General features: G+C 44.2%; 14 protein-coding genes and 1 tRNA gene. 6 read left to right on the top strand and 9 right to left on the bottom strand.

All coding sequences use genetic code 11. The annotated features are described in order from the left end of the window. Positions 1–38: 38 nt before the first annotated feature. The 6 genes from J7623_RS06265 to J7623_RS06290 form a co-directional block, all read right to left on the bottom strand. Positions 39–1556, bottom strand: a complete 1518-nt coding sequence (locus J7623_RS06265) for an NAD(P)H-hydrate dehydratase (RefSeq protein WP_291918654.1) — start codon at positions 1554–1556, stop codon at positions 39–41. A gap of 100 nt (positions 1557–1656) precedes the next feature. Further along, entirely contained in the window at positions 1657–2190 is a 534-nt protein-coding gene (locus tag J7623_RS06270) for a hypothetical protein (RefSeq protein WP_291918656.1), read from the bottom strand. Between the two features lie 89 nt (positions 2191–2279). Then, positions 2280–3491, bottom strand: a complete 1212-nt coding sequence (gene nhaA, locus J7623_RS06275; RefSeq protein ID WP_291918658.1) for a Na+/H+ antiporter NhaA — start codon at positions 3489–3491, stop codon at positions 2280–2282. A 134-nt stretch (positions 3492–3625) separates the two neighbouring features. Next, a complete protein-coding gene (locus tag J7623_RS06280) occupies positions 3626–5506 on the bottom strand; it encodes an OstA-like protein (protein ID WP_291918660.1) in 1881 nt (626 codons plus the stop codon). A 9-nt stretch (positions 5507–5515) separates the two neighbouring features. Next, positions 5516–6514, bottom strand: a complete 999-nt coding sequence (locus tag J7623_RS06285; protein WP_291918664.1) for an MlaD family protein — start codon at positions 6512–6514, stop codon at positions 5516–5518. 127 nt (positions 6515–6641) lie between these two features. After that, the gene (locus J7623_RS06290; protein ID WP_291918666.1) at positions 6642–7868 is read right to left on the bottom strand and encodes an N-acetylmuramoyl-L-alanine amidase; all 1227 of its coding nucleotides are present in this window, start codon (positions 7866–7868) and stop codon (positions 6642–6644) included. A gap of 251 nt (positions 7869–8119) precedes the next feature. Here J7623_RS06290 and J7623_RS06295 point away from each other — a divergent pair, with 251 nt between their 5' ends. Continuing rightward, positions 8120–10828: a putative LPS assembly protein LptD gene (locus J7623_RS06295; protein WP_291918669.1), complete on the top strand. Its 2709-nt coding sequence runs from the start codon at positions 8120–8122 to the stop codon at positions 10826–10828. A gap of 122 nt (positions 10829–10950) precedes the next feature. On the opposite strand, the gene J7623_RS06300 is transcribed toward J7623_RS06295, so the two are convergent. Further along, positions 10951–11694 (bottom strand): lysophospholipid acyltransferase family protein, encoded by a 744-nt coding sequence (locus tag J7623_RS06300; protein ID WP_291918671.1) that lies wholly within the window; start codon positions 11692–11694, stop codon positions 10951–10953. An 11-nt stretch (positions 11695–11705) separates the two neighbouring features. Further along, positions 11706–12377 carry a uracil-DNA glycosylase gene (gene ung, locus J7623_RS06305; protein WP_291918673.1) on the bottom strand — a complete coding sequence of 224 codons (672 nt, stop codon included), beginning with the start codon at positions 12375–12377 and terminating at the stop codon, positions 11706–11708. 134 nt (positions 12378–12511) lie between these two features. Between ung and J7623_RS06310 the strand changes: the two genes are divergently transcribed. Both J7623_RS06310 and J7623_RS06315 read left to right on the top strand, forming a co-directional pair. Continuing rightward, positions 12512–12585, top strand: a tRNA-Arg gene (locus tag J7623_RS06310). A gap of 101 nt (positions 12586–12686) precedes the next feature. Continuing rightward, complete coding sequence (locus tag J7623_RS06315) at positions 12687–13160, top strand: hypothetical protein (protein ID WP_291918676.1); 474 nt, start codon at positions 12687–12689, stop codon at positions 13158–13160. 205 nt (positions 13161–13365) lie between these two features. Here J7623_RS06315 and J7623_RS06320 read toward each other — a convergent pair whose 3' ends face one another. Further along, complete coding sequence (locus J7623_RS06320; protein WP_291918678.1) at positions 13366–13866, bottom strand: DinB family protein; 501 nt, start codon at positions 13864–13866, stop codon at positions 13366–13368. 163 nt (positions 13867–14029) lie between these two features. Between J7623_RS06320 and J7623_RS06325 the strand changes: the two genes are divergently transcribed. Genes J7623_RS06325 through J7623_RS06335 form a run of 3 tightly spaced genes read left to right on the top strand, consistent with a single transcriptional unit; the run spans position 14030 to position 15267 of the window. Further along, positions 14030–14344 (top strand): metalloregulator ArsR/SmtB family transcription factor, encoded by a 315-nt coding sequence (locus J7623_RS06325; protein ID WP_291918681.1) that lies wholly within the window; start codon positions 14030–14032, stop codon positions 14342–14344. A gap of 3 nt (positions 14345–14347) precedes the next feature. Then, the gene (locus J7623_RS06330; RefSeq protein ID WP_291918683.1) at positions 14348–14857 is read left to right on the top strand and encodes an SRPBCC domain-containing protein; all 510 of its coding nucleotides are present in this window, start codon (positions 14348–14350) and stop codon (positions 14855–14857) included. After that, a complete protein-coding gene (locus J7623_RS06335) occupies positions 14854–15267 on the top strand; it encodes an SRPBCC family protein (RefSeq protein ID WP_291918685.1) in 414 nt (137 codons plus the stop codon). The genes J7623_RS06330 and J7623_RS06335 overlap by 4 nt, the downstream gene beginning before the upstream one ends. Positions 15268–15273: the final 6 nt, after the last annotated feature.

The raw sequence follows: 15273 nt of genomic DNA on the forward strand, positions 1-15273 counted from the left end.
ATGAGTCCATGTTTGGGCGCAAAAAAAATAACATGCCATCAGATGCCTTCCCGGAATGCCATCCCCAGCCAGTGAATGATATCGGCTGCGGTCATGGCTTCGGGAGAAAGATGTGAAGCTGCCAGGTCGCCAGCATAGCCATGCAGCCATACGCCCAGCAATACGGTTGCTTTCGGAGAATAGTCCTGCGCCAGCAGGCCGGTTAATATCCCGGTCAATACATCTCCACTGCCCCCTGTGGCCATACCGGGATTGCCGGTATTATTAAAGTATACTGCGCCATCCGGACAGGCCATCGCAGTATACCGGCCCTTTAAGATAATATAAATCTGCAGTCTTACCGCCTGTTTCGATAATAATTCAAGTCGTGCTACATCATTTGCGCTGGGACCAAACAGGCGTTCAAATTCTTTTGGATGCGGGGTGAGTATACTGCCAGCCGGTACCTTTTCTAACAGGAACGGATATACGGAGAGCAGGTTAAGCGCATCCGCATCTATTACCATCGGACGCTGCCAGCTATTCAGCAATAACTCCAGCGATTTGGCAGTGCCGGTTTGGGTACCGAGGCCGGGACCAATGCCGATGGTTTTATAGGTAGCGGTCTGAATATCGTGGTGAAAATGGGTGTTGTAGTGCGGATCTTCATCGGTGATACACATTGCACAGGGCTCACTGATCTGCATGATCTGGATACCACTTTGAGGAATGTGACAGGTGAGCAGTCCTACGCCTGCGCGTAAACAGGCTTTGGCGCTCAATACGGCGGCGCCCATTTTACCATAACTGCCCGCAATAATCAGTGCATGACCATAAGTGCCTTTGTGGGCAAATGGCTGTCGGGGCCGGTAAATGGTTTGCATGATGTCTTTATCGGACAGGTGATATCGTGCAGGCGTTTTCGTTATATAGTCCGGATGCAGTCCAATGGGCAGTATATGTACTTCGCCAGTACAGGCGGCATTTTCAGGTAAGAGGAACGCCAGTTTATAAAATTCGAAACTGAGGGTATGATGTGCCTGTACAACGGTCGCCCCCGGATGACTTTCATCCGCAATCAGCCCCGAAGGCATGTCTATGGCTACAATGGTATGTTGAGTGTATTGATCATTGATATGATGCACCAGGCCGGCTACCCAGCCTTCAATAGGCCGGCTCATGCCGGTACCAAAAATAGCGTCTACTATAACCGCATTCCCGGGAAGGACGGGGAAGTCGGATACATCTCCTATATTATATATCCCGGCGGGATATTGTTGTTGCAGTAGTTGTAACTGGTGTTGGTGGTCGGCACTGGCTTTGGCGCTACGTTGCACAATGCCGGTATGCACCGTGTAGCCATGGTTCAGCAATAAACGGGCGATGACTAATCCATCTCCCCCATTATTTCCTTTTCCGCAAAAAATATAAAAAGGGTGACTGGGGGAGAAGTGATCTTCCAGCCATGCGGCGCACTTGCCGGCGGCTCTTTCCATCAGGAGAACACTGCTGATAGGTTCATGAGCGATCGTGAAAGCGTCGGCCTCCCTGATTTGTGCTGCGGAGAAGATTTTCATGCCCGATAGTTGAGCATTAAAAATACTTCAAAATAGGGAACATAAAAAAACGGACCATGCTTGCCTCATGATCCGTTCGTAGATGAAGTGGTTGCCCGGTTTAGAAAGTATACCTGGCAGACACACCGCCAATCTCCTCACCTAAATAGTTGGTTGGTCCAACAAACTGTACGTAAGGTTTCAGATCAGCACTGATGTTTAAAGGGAATTTCTTGAAAGTATATTCGATACCAATGATGCCATCCAGACCTGGAGATACGTAAGCACCGTCTTTAAAGTGTTTATCCTCGTAACGGCTCCAGTCGTAATCCCGACGGTCGTAGAAGCCCAGGTGCGCACCACCACCGGCATACATATTCAGTTCCGGCATACCGATATTCCAGTTGTATTCATACAAACCGGTGATAGTCACGTTGTTCCTGTGCGAGTGATTGGTAGTCACCAGGCCTTCAATAGCATGAGGTCCCTGGATAAAATGTCTTACGGTAAAGCCCACTATCCATGGGTTTAAACGTACACCCAGCGCAGTTGTATAGTTAGAAGGGTCGCTGTTGTTGTAGCTTTTTTTCTTTTGTGCGTTAGCCTGACTTGCAAGGATGGCAATAAGGCTGAAAAGTAACACTACTTTTTTCATAGATGTGTTGTTTGAATTGATTCTGTAAAATACACGTTAAGAAACGTTGGCTTTTTTCTCTAAAGTATATATGGACGACGAAAATAAAATCACGGTTGCTTTACAATAACAATGCCAACTGGCTTTAATAAGCGAAGAAAAATAAATCCGGCGATACCTGCGAGGAGGGAGGCGGCTATCACGGAAATGATGGCAATGATTTGTAGTTCCCGTTCTGCATAGGCCAGAGAGGAGATAAATATAGACATGGTAAACCCAATACCGGCAATGAGTCCCACGCCGATTAACTGCAACCAGCCTGCTTTTGAGGGTAATGCCGCTAATTTTAATTTTACTGCCAGGAAGGAAAGTGTAAAGATACCGAGTGGTTTACCTAATACCAGACCTGCTATCACACCGTAACTGATGTTATTCTGCAGCGCCCCTGAAATGTCGGAAGGCAGCTGTATGGCGGTATTGGCCAATGCAAAGATGGGCATGATCACAAAGTTTACGGGATCATGTAAGTCATGTACCAGGGCGGCAATCTTTTCCTGTGGAATGCAAAATGCCAGCAGTACTCCTGCAATTGTGGCGTGTACACCAGAGTTAAAGAGGCAGTACCATAGCACAAGTCCGGGTATATAATAGAAGATCAGTCGTTGTACTTTTAAAAAATTCAATAGCAGTGGAATTAAAAATACGCCACCACCAATCAGGAGATATTTTACATCAAGGTGAGGAGTATAAAAGATGGCAATGGTCAGAATGGCACCGAGATCGTCGATAATTGCCAGGGCCATAAGGAATATTTTTAAGCCGACCGGTACTCTTTTGCCCAGCAGGGATAGTATGCCCAGGGAGAAGGCAATATCAGTAGCCATGGGGATGCCCCAGCCATGGGCATAAGGTGTATTGTTATTGAAAATGGAGAAGATCAACGCAGGAAACAGCATCCCGCCAACGGCTGCCAGTACCGGCAGAATCGATTTTCGGAGAGAAGATAATTCACCTACGGTGAGTTCCCGTTTTATTTCCATGCCAACCAGGAAGAAGAACAGCACCATCATACCGTCGTTTATCCATAACAGGTAGGAATTGGGCAGGTGTAGCGCGCGGTATTGATAATGATGTCCGCCGGCAGGGTCAAAGAGGTTATTCCAGAATCCCACATAATCCGCTTGCATGCTTGAATTGGCCAGCACCATAGAGGCGATGGTGCATACAATGAGTACAATACCTACAGCACGACTATCTTTTAAAAACGTGTGAATAGGGGAGAGTAATGTTTTGCGGATGATGTTAATAGAATTCCGGATCACGTTTATCAGTTTTAGTGAGAAGATAGCAGTGGGCTTAAATGAAACTGGAATTTGTTCCTGTAAAGTATACATATCTGGCCATCAGATAGTTTAAGTTACCGGCCCAAATTCCAGTTACGGGATTATCCCTATGCTTATTGCATTAACTCGTACTTACTTTTAGGTTGCCGTTTTTTGTCCCATTTAAAGTTTTCCAGTTGTAGCTGGTCCATTGGGCGTTTGGTAAACGGATAGTTGACGCCGTCTACATCTTTAAATAAAGATACTTTGTATACTTCTCCTTTGCGGAAGAAGATATCGATAGACGCGCATTGGGCTTTGTTAACGCTCATATAGGCGCCGGCGTTATCTTTAATATAATTGATGGTTTCAGCGTTTCCTTCCACGTGCATCCAGTCGAGCGTTTCCTCTTTCACATAGCCGGTAATGGTAGTGCCTTTGATCTGGTTATACATTCCTGGTCCTGCTTCGTTGATGATGAAGCCATTATTTTTCAGCAGCATTTTATCTGCTGTCTGGTTTTTGGTGAACATGAGGATAGTATCTCCACTTAACTGGGTGGAGTTATTAGACCAGATCACGGGATCGCGGTAGAGGCGGAAGGTGGAATCTTTGGAAGAATAAAACACGCTATCAGCCACGGCCTGCAGGGAATCGGAAAACACTCTTACGTTATGGTAGGCCAGGATGTATCGTTCTTCAGTAGTGTCTTTAGGTGCGGTGAGGGCAACGCTGTCGGCATGATGTTTAATGCCGGGCAGGGAGTCTTTCATCACCACAGCGGGCAGCGGAGCGATCTTTACATTTTTCACCAGGCCGGTATCGAGTTTCTGCCTGGTTTTAGTGAGGGCGCTATCGGCCATGAACATCATTACGTTGCCGGCTACTGTTTGCTTTTTAGCAATAGAGTCGCCTTTGGTGACGGGTGAAATGGTAGCAGAAAATTTATCCGGTGGTCGTATGGTTTTGATGCTGTGCAGGTTTTTCGTAGGCCCGTCAGGGATACGTTTGAGTCCTGCCACGGATGGGATAGAGAGACTGTCGCCCGGCTTGATGACACCTGAAAATAGTGTGTCGGCAGCCATGTACAGGGTATCTTTATTCTTCTCCATGATCAGCAGTGGTTTCTGGGTAGCGAGGATTGTTTTCTCGCGTTGGTTGGCAATTCCTTTGTTGGCCAGCAGTGACATTTTGCGGGCGGTATCCCGGTACACCATATTGCCGGTGGCGTAGGCCATACCGGTTATTTTATCCATTTCAATATTATCAGCGGTAATGGTGCTGGTACTATCTTCTATGGTAGGGCGGTTACCGAAATTGCCATAGCCTTTTTCCGTATCATAGTAACCACTGGTAGCGTACATAGTACTTTTGTCGTTACTGTTGATGGTGGTAGGTGCTATGATGTTGGCGATTTTGGTGCCGGTATTATACATTAGTTCGCTGGTGCTGAGGGTATATTCCGGATCTACCAGTAGTACATTGCGGATGAAGTGCATGTCTTTAGGTTCCGTGTAATAATATCCTTCATCGCTGGTGAGTACACTTTTACCGTTTACCAGCCGGCCGCCTTTTGTATAGGAGCCGATTTTTGCGTTCATATCATACTGTAATTCGGGACCGGTGATGGTTACTTTACCATCTGTTAGTTTGGCGTTATCCTGTAACAGGGCGATGCGGGTATTGGCATCGTAGTTCAGGTAATTACCGTAGATATGTACACTGTCGGCCTGGTTAATATGAATATTTCCGTAGGCGTCTATGACGTTGGTTTTATTGTTTTTGATGGCGCTGTCGCAGTTAAACAGGGTGGATCCCTGTCTGAATTGGGCGCTGCCAACGAAGCGGGTCATGCTCACAGAATCGCGTTCATACATGATGAGGGTATCCGCATGAATGATTTCAATAACAGACCCGGTTTTCGGAGCTGGTTTAGCCGGAAACTGGGCGCTGGCCGTGAATGCCAGCAGGCATGTCACGGCCAGAAAAATCCCTGATTTTATGTATCGATGCATTGATTCTTATTATTGTGCCGCTGCTGTATCAGAAGGTAACGGCTTCGTTTTGTCTTTTTTGCCGAAGAGGGAGAAGTGTACATAGCGTTTTGGATTGACGCGGAGGTCTTCCAGCAGCTTATTCAGGTTTCCGAGGGAATACTGAAGGTTGTTATACACTTTTTTGTCGTTCAGCAACATGCCGGCCGTGCCATCTGTGGTATTCAGTTTGGCAATGGTGGCGTTCAGGTTAGTGGCGGTTTGTTGTAACTGTTGCAATGTTTTATCGATATTCCCTTTCGCCAGTGCATCGGTTGCTTTCTGTGCGTTATCGAGGATACCGGTAATTTTTGCGTTGTTATCTTTCAGGTTACCGGTAACAGCCGCCAGGTTGTTGAATGTTTTCTGGATATTACCTGAATTAGGATCCAGCATACCATTGAGGGCAGCGGAAGTATGCGTAAAGTTGCGCATAGTGGTATTCAGGTTGCGGATAGCCTCCTGGAGATTTCCTTTTGCAGTGGTATCCAGGATAGCATTCACAGACATTAATACAGAATCGATATTGGAGAGGGTCCCTTCCAGTTTTTTGACGAGTGGGCTGAGTTGTCCTTTCAGTTCGTCTGTCATGGAGCCGTCTACAGCTGCGTAGATGGTATCACCACTTTTCAGATATTCGGTGGCGTTACCCAGGTCCATCTGTACTGTTTTGGTACCCAGCAGGTCGCCGGTGATGCGGGCTACGGAGTTGCGTGGAATTTCCACTTTTTTGGTAATAGTGAGGGTAACGAGGATGCGGGAGGCGTCGTTATCCATTACTTCGAGGTTGGATACACTACCTACTATTAAGCCATTTACCTGTACGGCATTGGCTGGCTGTAAACCATTTACCTGTTTATATACGGCATAAATGGTTTTGTTATGTGAAAAAAAGCTTTTCCCTTTCAATAAATTAAAGCCCAGCACAAGTAAGGTTATACCCAGCACCGTTAATATACCAACTTTGGTTTCATTAGATAATTTGAGCATGAGATTCGTATACGTTCACGCAAAAATAATCAAAAAGCATGCACGGGGAGTGATCGGGAAAAAATGTTGTTAATAAAAACGGGGAAGGGGGAGAAGAGCAGGGGGTAATTGGGGGAATGGGTGGTGATTAGCAGGAGGTCACAAAAGCGTCTTTGAATCCCAGTTTGCGGGCCTTACGCAGGGCACCGGAGGCTTGCTGATCTGTTTTGAAGCGTCCCCACATATATTTGTTCAGTTTTTTTTTATTCATGACTACTTGCTGGCGATTGATATCACCATGGAGCTTCCTGAAAATGGAAGCTCCTGGTTTATATAATTTATCTGTTATCATGAGTTGTACGCAGTAGCTGTCGGCAGCCTGAGATTTACTATTGGTGGCTTCTTTGCCAACCAGTGCAACGGCATGAGTACTTTTGTTTTTGGAAGAAATACGGGTAGTAGACGGGTGGGCGTTGCGGTTGTTGGTGAACCTGTCGAGTTCTTCACGGTAACGCTTAATCGCTTTATAGATACAGTTAGCCAGTTCTGTTTGTCCATTGCTGGAGTTGAGGTAATCTTCCTCTTCAGGGTTGCTGATAAATCCCAGTTCTACCAGTACGCTGGGCATTGCGGTGGCAGACAGTACCCAGATACCTTTTTCATTTCTTTGTCTTGCTCCGCGGCTGATACGTCCTACACGGGTAAACTCGTCTTCAATCAGGGTAGAGAGACGGAGGCTTTGATCGAAGTAGGAGTTTCTCAGGGTATTGAGCAGGATGAATGTTTCCGGGTCATCTCCGATCAGTTGTTTGCTTTCTTCTGAGTTGTCGTCCAGTACGATAACGGAATTCTGTTTAAGGGATTCCATTTTAGCGTTGTTTTTACTGGTGGCCCATATATACGTTTCCGTACCTTTGGCATTGCTGGGGTAGTAAGCGTATACAGGCTGTTTAACGGCTATTTTCTTTCTTCCTTTCTTCCGGTATACGGTTTTGTAATCCACTACTTTACGGATTTTACCAGTTGAGTTACAGTGGATAGACACGAACAGTTCACCTTTGTTATCATTGGCGATCTGGGCTTTAACGCGGGGATCGTCGAAACGGTCGGTTTTTCGTGTATACACTACCTTTACATCCGGCATATTTTCTTCGAGGATTTTGCCCAGCTTGAGGGCTACTTCGAGGGTTACCTGTTTTTCGGTAGAGTAGCTTCCCTTGGCGCCAGGATCTGTACCGCCGTGGCCGGCATCAATTACAATCGTTCGTATAGGCTTATCCTGTTTAGTGGAAACGGGATTATTTTTGGCCTGAATAAAAAAGGTACAGGTGAATAGTGTTCCCAGTCCTAAAATCCAAAATCGGTTCCAGCGCATGATTCTCATTTTAATGGGTGCTGTTTATCACAAAAAATAAAAAAATAAGTTTATCTGTTAAATTAATTATTGGCTTACTCCATGCGAGTTTGCGCCATTTTTTCACATATCCTTTCTACAACATTACAAGTTACCATTTGTAATAAATTGTATAATTTCTTGTAGGTTTGTGGCCGCCATAACACATGAACGCTAGCTACAAAAATAATTATAAAAAGTTTTTTCGACATACATACCTGGTTTTTGCCGGTATGTTCATTGCCATTCCCTTTATTATAGATGCAGTTGCAGGCTCCAGGCCACATGCAATTTCGTTTTTTAACAAAAGTTTGGCAGATACCGTTCCGGTGGTCCGGAAAGATACCGGTAAAACCAAACCTTCTGCCGTTAAGCCCGCTGCTGCAGCGGATACTAATGTGCTGTCGAAAGCCACAGATACCAGCGGTCCGGTTACCGTGGATACGCTTTATGTTCCAAAGATATCAAAAGACACGCTGGATGCGCCGGTTACTTATAAGGCCAAAGACTCTATCATCCTGATGGTGCCTGACAAGCGCTTTTATCTATATGGTTCTGCCAACACAAAATACAAAACCATTGATTTGACGGCCGAAAAAATGAATTTCGACCAGGAAACCGGTACCCTTGAGGCAACTAACTCCAGGGATACTGCCGGTAAACTGTTTGGCGGCCCGGTTATGAACGATGGTGGCCAGAGCTTCGAATCAGATACCCTCCGTTATAATTTTACCTCTCAGAAGGCAAAGATCTATAATACCCGCTCCCAATACGGAGAAGGCTATATTCATAGTGCACAAACCAAGAAAGCAGCAGATAATACCATCTTCGGCTTTAAGAATGGTTATACTACCTGTAACCTGGATACGCCGCATTTCAGCTTCCGGGCCCGCAAAATAAAGGTTATCCCTGATAAATTGGTGATTTCCGGGCCTGCTAACCTCGAAATTGAGGGAATTCCAACGCCTTTGTTCATCCCATTCGCCATTTTCCCTATTACACAGGGGCAGCGGTCGGGTATATTGCCTCCACAGTACGTGGTGAACCAGCAAAAAGGGATCGGACTTGAAAATGGTGGTTATTATATTGGTTTGGGCGATAACTTCGACCTTACCATGCGGGGGGATGTATATTCCTATGGTAGCTGGAGCCTCACCGCCAGTCCTACTTATCGTAAGCGTTATAAATACAGCGGGGGCCTCAACCTGAGCTTTGCCAACACCCGCTTCGGTGATCCGGCGGTGAAGTCGGAGTTCAGTACTTCCAAAGATTTCCGCGTAACCTGGAACCATAGCATGGACAGCAAAGCCCGTCCTGGTGTGAACTTTGGCGCTGCGGTGAACTTCGGTACTTCTTCCTATAACAGGTATAACGTGTATGATTATAATACGCGTGTTAATAATAACATCGGATCCTCTATCACGTTTTCAAAAACATGGATTGGAAAGCCTTATAACCTCAGCCTGGGCTTGAACCACTCTCAAAACCTTAGCACGCGCGATGTATCGGTTTCCTTCCCGGATGGAACCTTTACTGTAAATACTATTTATCCTTTCCAACGTAAAGAAATGATAGGTAGTCCAAAATGGTACGAGAAAATTGGTATTTCTTATAACACCGTATTGCGTAACCAGGCTAATTTCAAAGATTCTCTCTTTGGTAAGCAGGCTATGTTTGATGCGATGCAGACAGGTATGCAGCATAATATTCCGATCTCATTCTCTATCCCGGTATTTAAAACTTTTACGTTGTCGCCAGGTATTAACTATAGCGAATACTGGTATACCAAGAAGTTTAACCGTAAGTGGGATCCCAATAAATTCAATCCGGGTACAGGTATCAACGGAGCTATTGATACCTCTTACGAGGCCGGATTCTTTACTGCCCGCGACGTGAGCACCAGTCTGGCGTTGTCTACTGCCGTATACGGTATGTATGCGTTCAACAAAAATTCAAAGATAAAGGCCATCCGTCACGTGATGCGTCCTACATTAAGCGCCAGCTTTCGTCCGGATCTGAATCCACATCTCTATAAAGAATTACAGTATAATAATGCAGGTGATAAGTCCATGGTATCCGTGTATGATGGAGCTATTATTGGCGTACCTTCTTCCGGTTCCTTTGGTGGTTTGAACTTTGGATTGGATAACAACCTTGAAATGAAGGTATATTCTAAAAAGGACACCACGGGTAACCATGAACGAAAAATCAAGCTGCTGGATGGTTTCGGTATTAATGGCAGTTATAACCTGGTAGCCGATTCCTTTAAGCTGTCTACTTTTAGTTTGTATGCCCGTACCAACCTGTTCGATAAGTTAAACATCTCAGCCAGCGGTAATATCGATCCTTATCAGACAGATGCGCGTGGTCGCCGCATTGATAAATACGTATGGCAGAACGGAAAGATTTCCCTGGGACGTTTAACGAATGCGAGTATTTCCATGAGTACGTCGTTCCAGTCGAAGGATAAAAAGAGCAAGGCGAAGGAGCAAACGATGGACTCCATACAAAATGCACAAAGCACAGATGCGGCTTTTGCGGCGCAGCAGCGACAGCTGCAAATGGTGCGTAACAATCCTGGCGAGTACGTGGATTTTGATATTCCATGGCGTGTGGATCTCTCCTATAGCTTATCTTATACTAATACCATTATCCCGGATTCCGGTGGTGTAGTAAGACGTATTACGCAGTATGTCAGCTTTAACGGCGATTTCAGCCTGACGCCTAAATGGAAGATTGGATTGAACAGTGGTTTTGATTTTACCAATATGCAGATCGCCTATACAAATATGTATATCTCGCGGGATCTGCACTGCTGGCAGATGTCTATTAACCTGATACCGTTTGGTACTTTCCGGCAGTTTAGCATCACTATTAACCCGAAAGCCGGTATTCTGCGGGATTTGCGGATCAACCGATCGAGACAGTTCTATGATTTATAAGCTGAAAGCATAAAGCCGAAAGCATAAAGCTATTGAAGCGAATGATTAAAGCGGATATTTCAAAAGTACCCGCTCATATCATTCGCTTCAATAGCTTTATGCTTTCGGCTTTATGCTTTCAGCTACTTTGTATCATGCGCCATATAGTACTCCCACATTTGTTTGAATACTTTTTCCTTGAATGCCGGTATATCGTCCCTGGTAAGGCCTTTTGTAGGTATTGGTGGCAGGAAATGATATTCGATGCGATGCGGCCAGGCAAAAAACTTTCTATTTACTGGTAATATCTTTTTTGTATGAAATAGCAGTGATGGTATTAGTGGCAACTGTGTATCAATAGCCAGTGCGAAAGCGCCGTCGTAGAAGGCTTTTAGCGGTTCGTTGGTGCGGTTGCGTGTGCCTTCCGGGTATAATAAAATGTGCAGGCCCATTTGAAGGGCTTCTTTCATTTCCACCACACTTTGTTTTCTGCTGGCTTCACTGCTGCGGTCTACCAATATGCCGCCTATTTTATACAGTACGCTAAAGAGCGGTATTTTGCCCATAGATGCTTTGGCCAGTGTTTTATTGGCGCCGGGAATTTTAGCGGTAGTTACTGGTACATCTATCAGTGAATTATGATTGCAGACAATTACATAAGTTTGTCCGGGTGCAAAATAGCTGGTGCCTTTTAGTTTTACAGGGCATCCAATCAGTGGCATGTATACTTTCATCCATACCCTGCCGATTGCCAGGAATCCCCTGGATTTCGTGGGATCCGGCCAGAAGGAGATAATCCAGATAGGGATAAATACCACCAGCATAGTGCCTGCAAACAACAGCAAAGCCCAGAGGGCATATATTCTGCCGAAGATACTTTTCAACATAGTGTTTGCTTTTAGAGTCTCCAGTCTACTGGTGCAATGCCTGCCTTAGCGAGTATTTCGTTGGTTCTTGAAAAATGTCTGCATCCAAAAAATCCTTTGTCGGCGCTGAATGGCGAGGGGTGTGCTGCCTGCAAAATATGATGTTTGGTAGCGTCAATGAGGTATTGTTTATCCTGTGCAAACCGTCCCCAGAGCAAGAATACAACATCTGACCGTTTTTCAGAAATGGTTCTGATAACGGCATCTGTAAAATCGCCCCAGCCTATTTTGCTGTGGGAAGCGGGTTCTCCGGCTCTTACGGTTAGGAAGGCGTTTAATAATAACACACCATGTTCTGCCCATTTAGTAAGATTGCCGCTGGTGGGGATCTCCAATCCCAGGTCTGTTTTCATTTCCTTATAGATATTTACCAGGGAGGGAGGTGGTTTCACACCATCCAAAACAGAAAAGCTGAGTCCATGTGCCTGTCCTGGGCCGTGATAAGGATCTTGTCCCAGGATCACTACTTTTACCTTGTCTAAAGGTGTTTTATCGAAGGCATTAAAGATCAGGTTGCCAGCGGGATAAATCACTTTATTCAGGGCTTTTTCATGTTTCAGGAACATAACGATCTGGTTAAAATACGTCTTATTAAATTCGTCTTTCAGCGCTTCCTTCCAGCTACTTTCTATTTGTACATCCATAGTATGCAAAACTATATTTAAAGAAAAATTAAATTAAATTTGATTTATTGAGAGAAAATTACATAAATTTGCACTCCCAAAACGAGATAAATATAACAATTTATTTCACACTACAAGGGGAAGAAGATATATAAGTCTCGGTAGCTCAGCTGGATAGAGCAACTGCCTTCTAAGCAGTAGGTCATTGGTTCGAATCCAATCCGGGACACAAGAAAAGAGGAAAATTGCAAAAGCGGTTTTCCTCTTTTTCTTTTATGAAAGATGATTGCCTTAAAAATCTCATATTGAGATAAAATCCCTTCCTATACTATGAAATTTTTAAAACGCCTATTTAGCAAAAAAGAACATCTTATTGAGTGCCCCAGATGCCTTGGAAAGGGCTGTGTAGATGATAATGATATAAAAAGGCTTGGACAGGAATTAAGATGGAAAACTGGTCGTTGTGCCTATTGTACAGGTACCGGCAAAGTAGCGTCAGATATGATTAATAAAGTGGCGGTAGATGAAGCATATCTGACAACTAATTTAACCTCCATTGAGAGGAAGCGGTTTATTCATGGTCATCCGGATGCAATTGAAAGAAGTGAGATCGCTGAAATGCAGATACAGCAGGCTATAACGGAGATAAGACAATTACATTTTATAAAAAAGCTGGATGCTGAGCAGATAGCTGAATTATACCTGATATCTGAAGTGGGATTTGGTGATAAAAGATATAACATAGAGAAGGCGAAAATGATAGCATACATTAATAAAGTAATTGCCGCTGAAGATAAAGAATAACAGCGCATCTGTTTGTTTATCATTTTTCAAAATGCCCTTCATCCTTAACAGGTGTATACCGGAAACTCAGGATGCAATGCCTGATATGTTGTGCATCTGTTTCCTGGTCAAAAAGATGAATAACATGCTCACTACTGTTTAAAGCAGTTTGGATCTTTTTATTTCGTGGGATAGCATGGTATGAGATATGATAGGATCAATATCATTATTCCGCTGCACTTACCCAATCCGGCGCGCTGTCCGTGTCCCTTTTAAGTATCATATTAAGCTGCCCGGCATGATGTTGTACATGACGCATATTGTACAGGAATAATTCAAAAACCTGCATCTCTTTATCACCATCTATTTCAATCCATTGCTGCGTGAAAGCAGCTTCCGGTAAGGTAGTGATCACCTCGTGGCATTTTTTCCTGCTTGCCTGTAAATAAGTTGTTATTTCATGCTGACTATAAATACTGTTTGGAACAACGTCATCAATTCCATCTTCCGGAATATCGTTACTGAGGGTGTAGGGAAGTGGCGACGACATTGGTTGAGCGGGGACGTTTAAGTAATAGTCCAGGAAAACGGCCACGTGGTAAGAGATATAGAAAAATTTTTTACGGGTGTACCACAGGTGCTCCGGATAGGCGGAAATAGCATTTGTTAGCATGTCAATGCTGGCGCCAAATTGTTTCCACAGGCTTTCTCTGTAAGCGGTAATCATGGGGTGTTTTTTTAGTGATTGTTCTCATTTGAAACCTCTTGTTAAGCTACATCTTTTTAAAACTTTCTACTCCATAATTTCTTCCCAACAAAAAAAATTAAAGAAAAATTTGTGCAACTGATCAGTTGCGCTTATATTTGCAACCAATCAGTTTCATAAAAAGATGAGAAGAGATATTTTTCAGGCAATAGCTGATCCAACCCGAAGGGCTATTATCGCGTTAATAGCGGTACAGGCTATGACGCCTAACACCATAGCGGAGCATTTTGATACCACCCGTCAGGCAGTATCAAAACACCTGAAAATATTGACGGAATGTGAACTGGTGAAGCAGGAACAACGGGGACGGGAAATCTATTACTTGCTTGAAATAGAAAAAATGAAAGAAATAGACAAATGGCTGGAACAATATCGCCGGATATGGGAAAGCCGATATGCACAATTAGATCAACTCTTAGCAACTATCAAAAAGAAATAGAACATGAAGCCTAATCTAATCTTCGACTTTATTGCCGACAAGCAAAAAAATACCCTGACCATCAGGCGTGAGTTTTTGGCCGATAAGAACCTCGTATGGGATTGCTATACCAAAAGTGAATTGCTGGATCAATGGTTTGCTCCGAAACCATTAACCACTAAAACAAAGTCGATGGATTTCCGCGAAGGTGGCCACTGGCACTATGCTATGGTAGAACCCAATGGTACAGAATACTGGGGCTGGACAGATTATCTTACCATCAAGCCGGTTGAATACTACACATCTTCAGATGCGTTCAGCAACGCCGAAGGTGAAATAAATAAAGACCTGCCACGTGCACAATGGCTGGTTACTTTTCTGGAAAAAGGAGAGAACGCTATCGTGGAAACTGTTGTTTCCTATAAATCCCTGGCCGACCTGGAACAGGTAATTCAAATGGGCATGGAAGCCGGGCTGACCGCTACACTGGAAAAATTAGACGAATTATTAATCATATTAAACTCAAAAAAATGAGTAACAAAATCACTGTAGACGCTACTGTAAACGCAGGTATCAAAAAGGTATGGGATGCTTATACCAATCCGGAACACATCACTAAATGGAACTTTGCAGATCCTTCCTGGCAATGTCCTTCCGCCTCTAATGATATGCGGGTGGGTGGTAAATATGCAGCAAGAATGGAAGCAAAAGATGGTAGCTTTGGATTTGATTTCGAAGCTATTTACGACGAAATAATAGTAGGTAAAAATTTTACTTATACCATGGGCGATGGCCGCCAGGCAACCGTTACTTTTAACGAAGATGGTCAACAGACTTTTGTTAATGTTGTTTTTGATGCAGAGTCACAGAACTCCATAGAAATGCAGAAAGCGGGCTGGCAGGCTATTTTGAATAACTTCAAAGGATATGTAGAGGCTAATTAATTTTAG

It is taken from the genome of Chitinophaga sp., assembly GCF_017745275.1.
Classification (GTDB): Bacteria; Bacteroidota; Bacteroidia; order Chitinophagales; family Chitinophagaceae; genus Chitinophaga.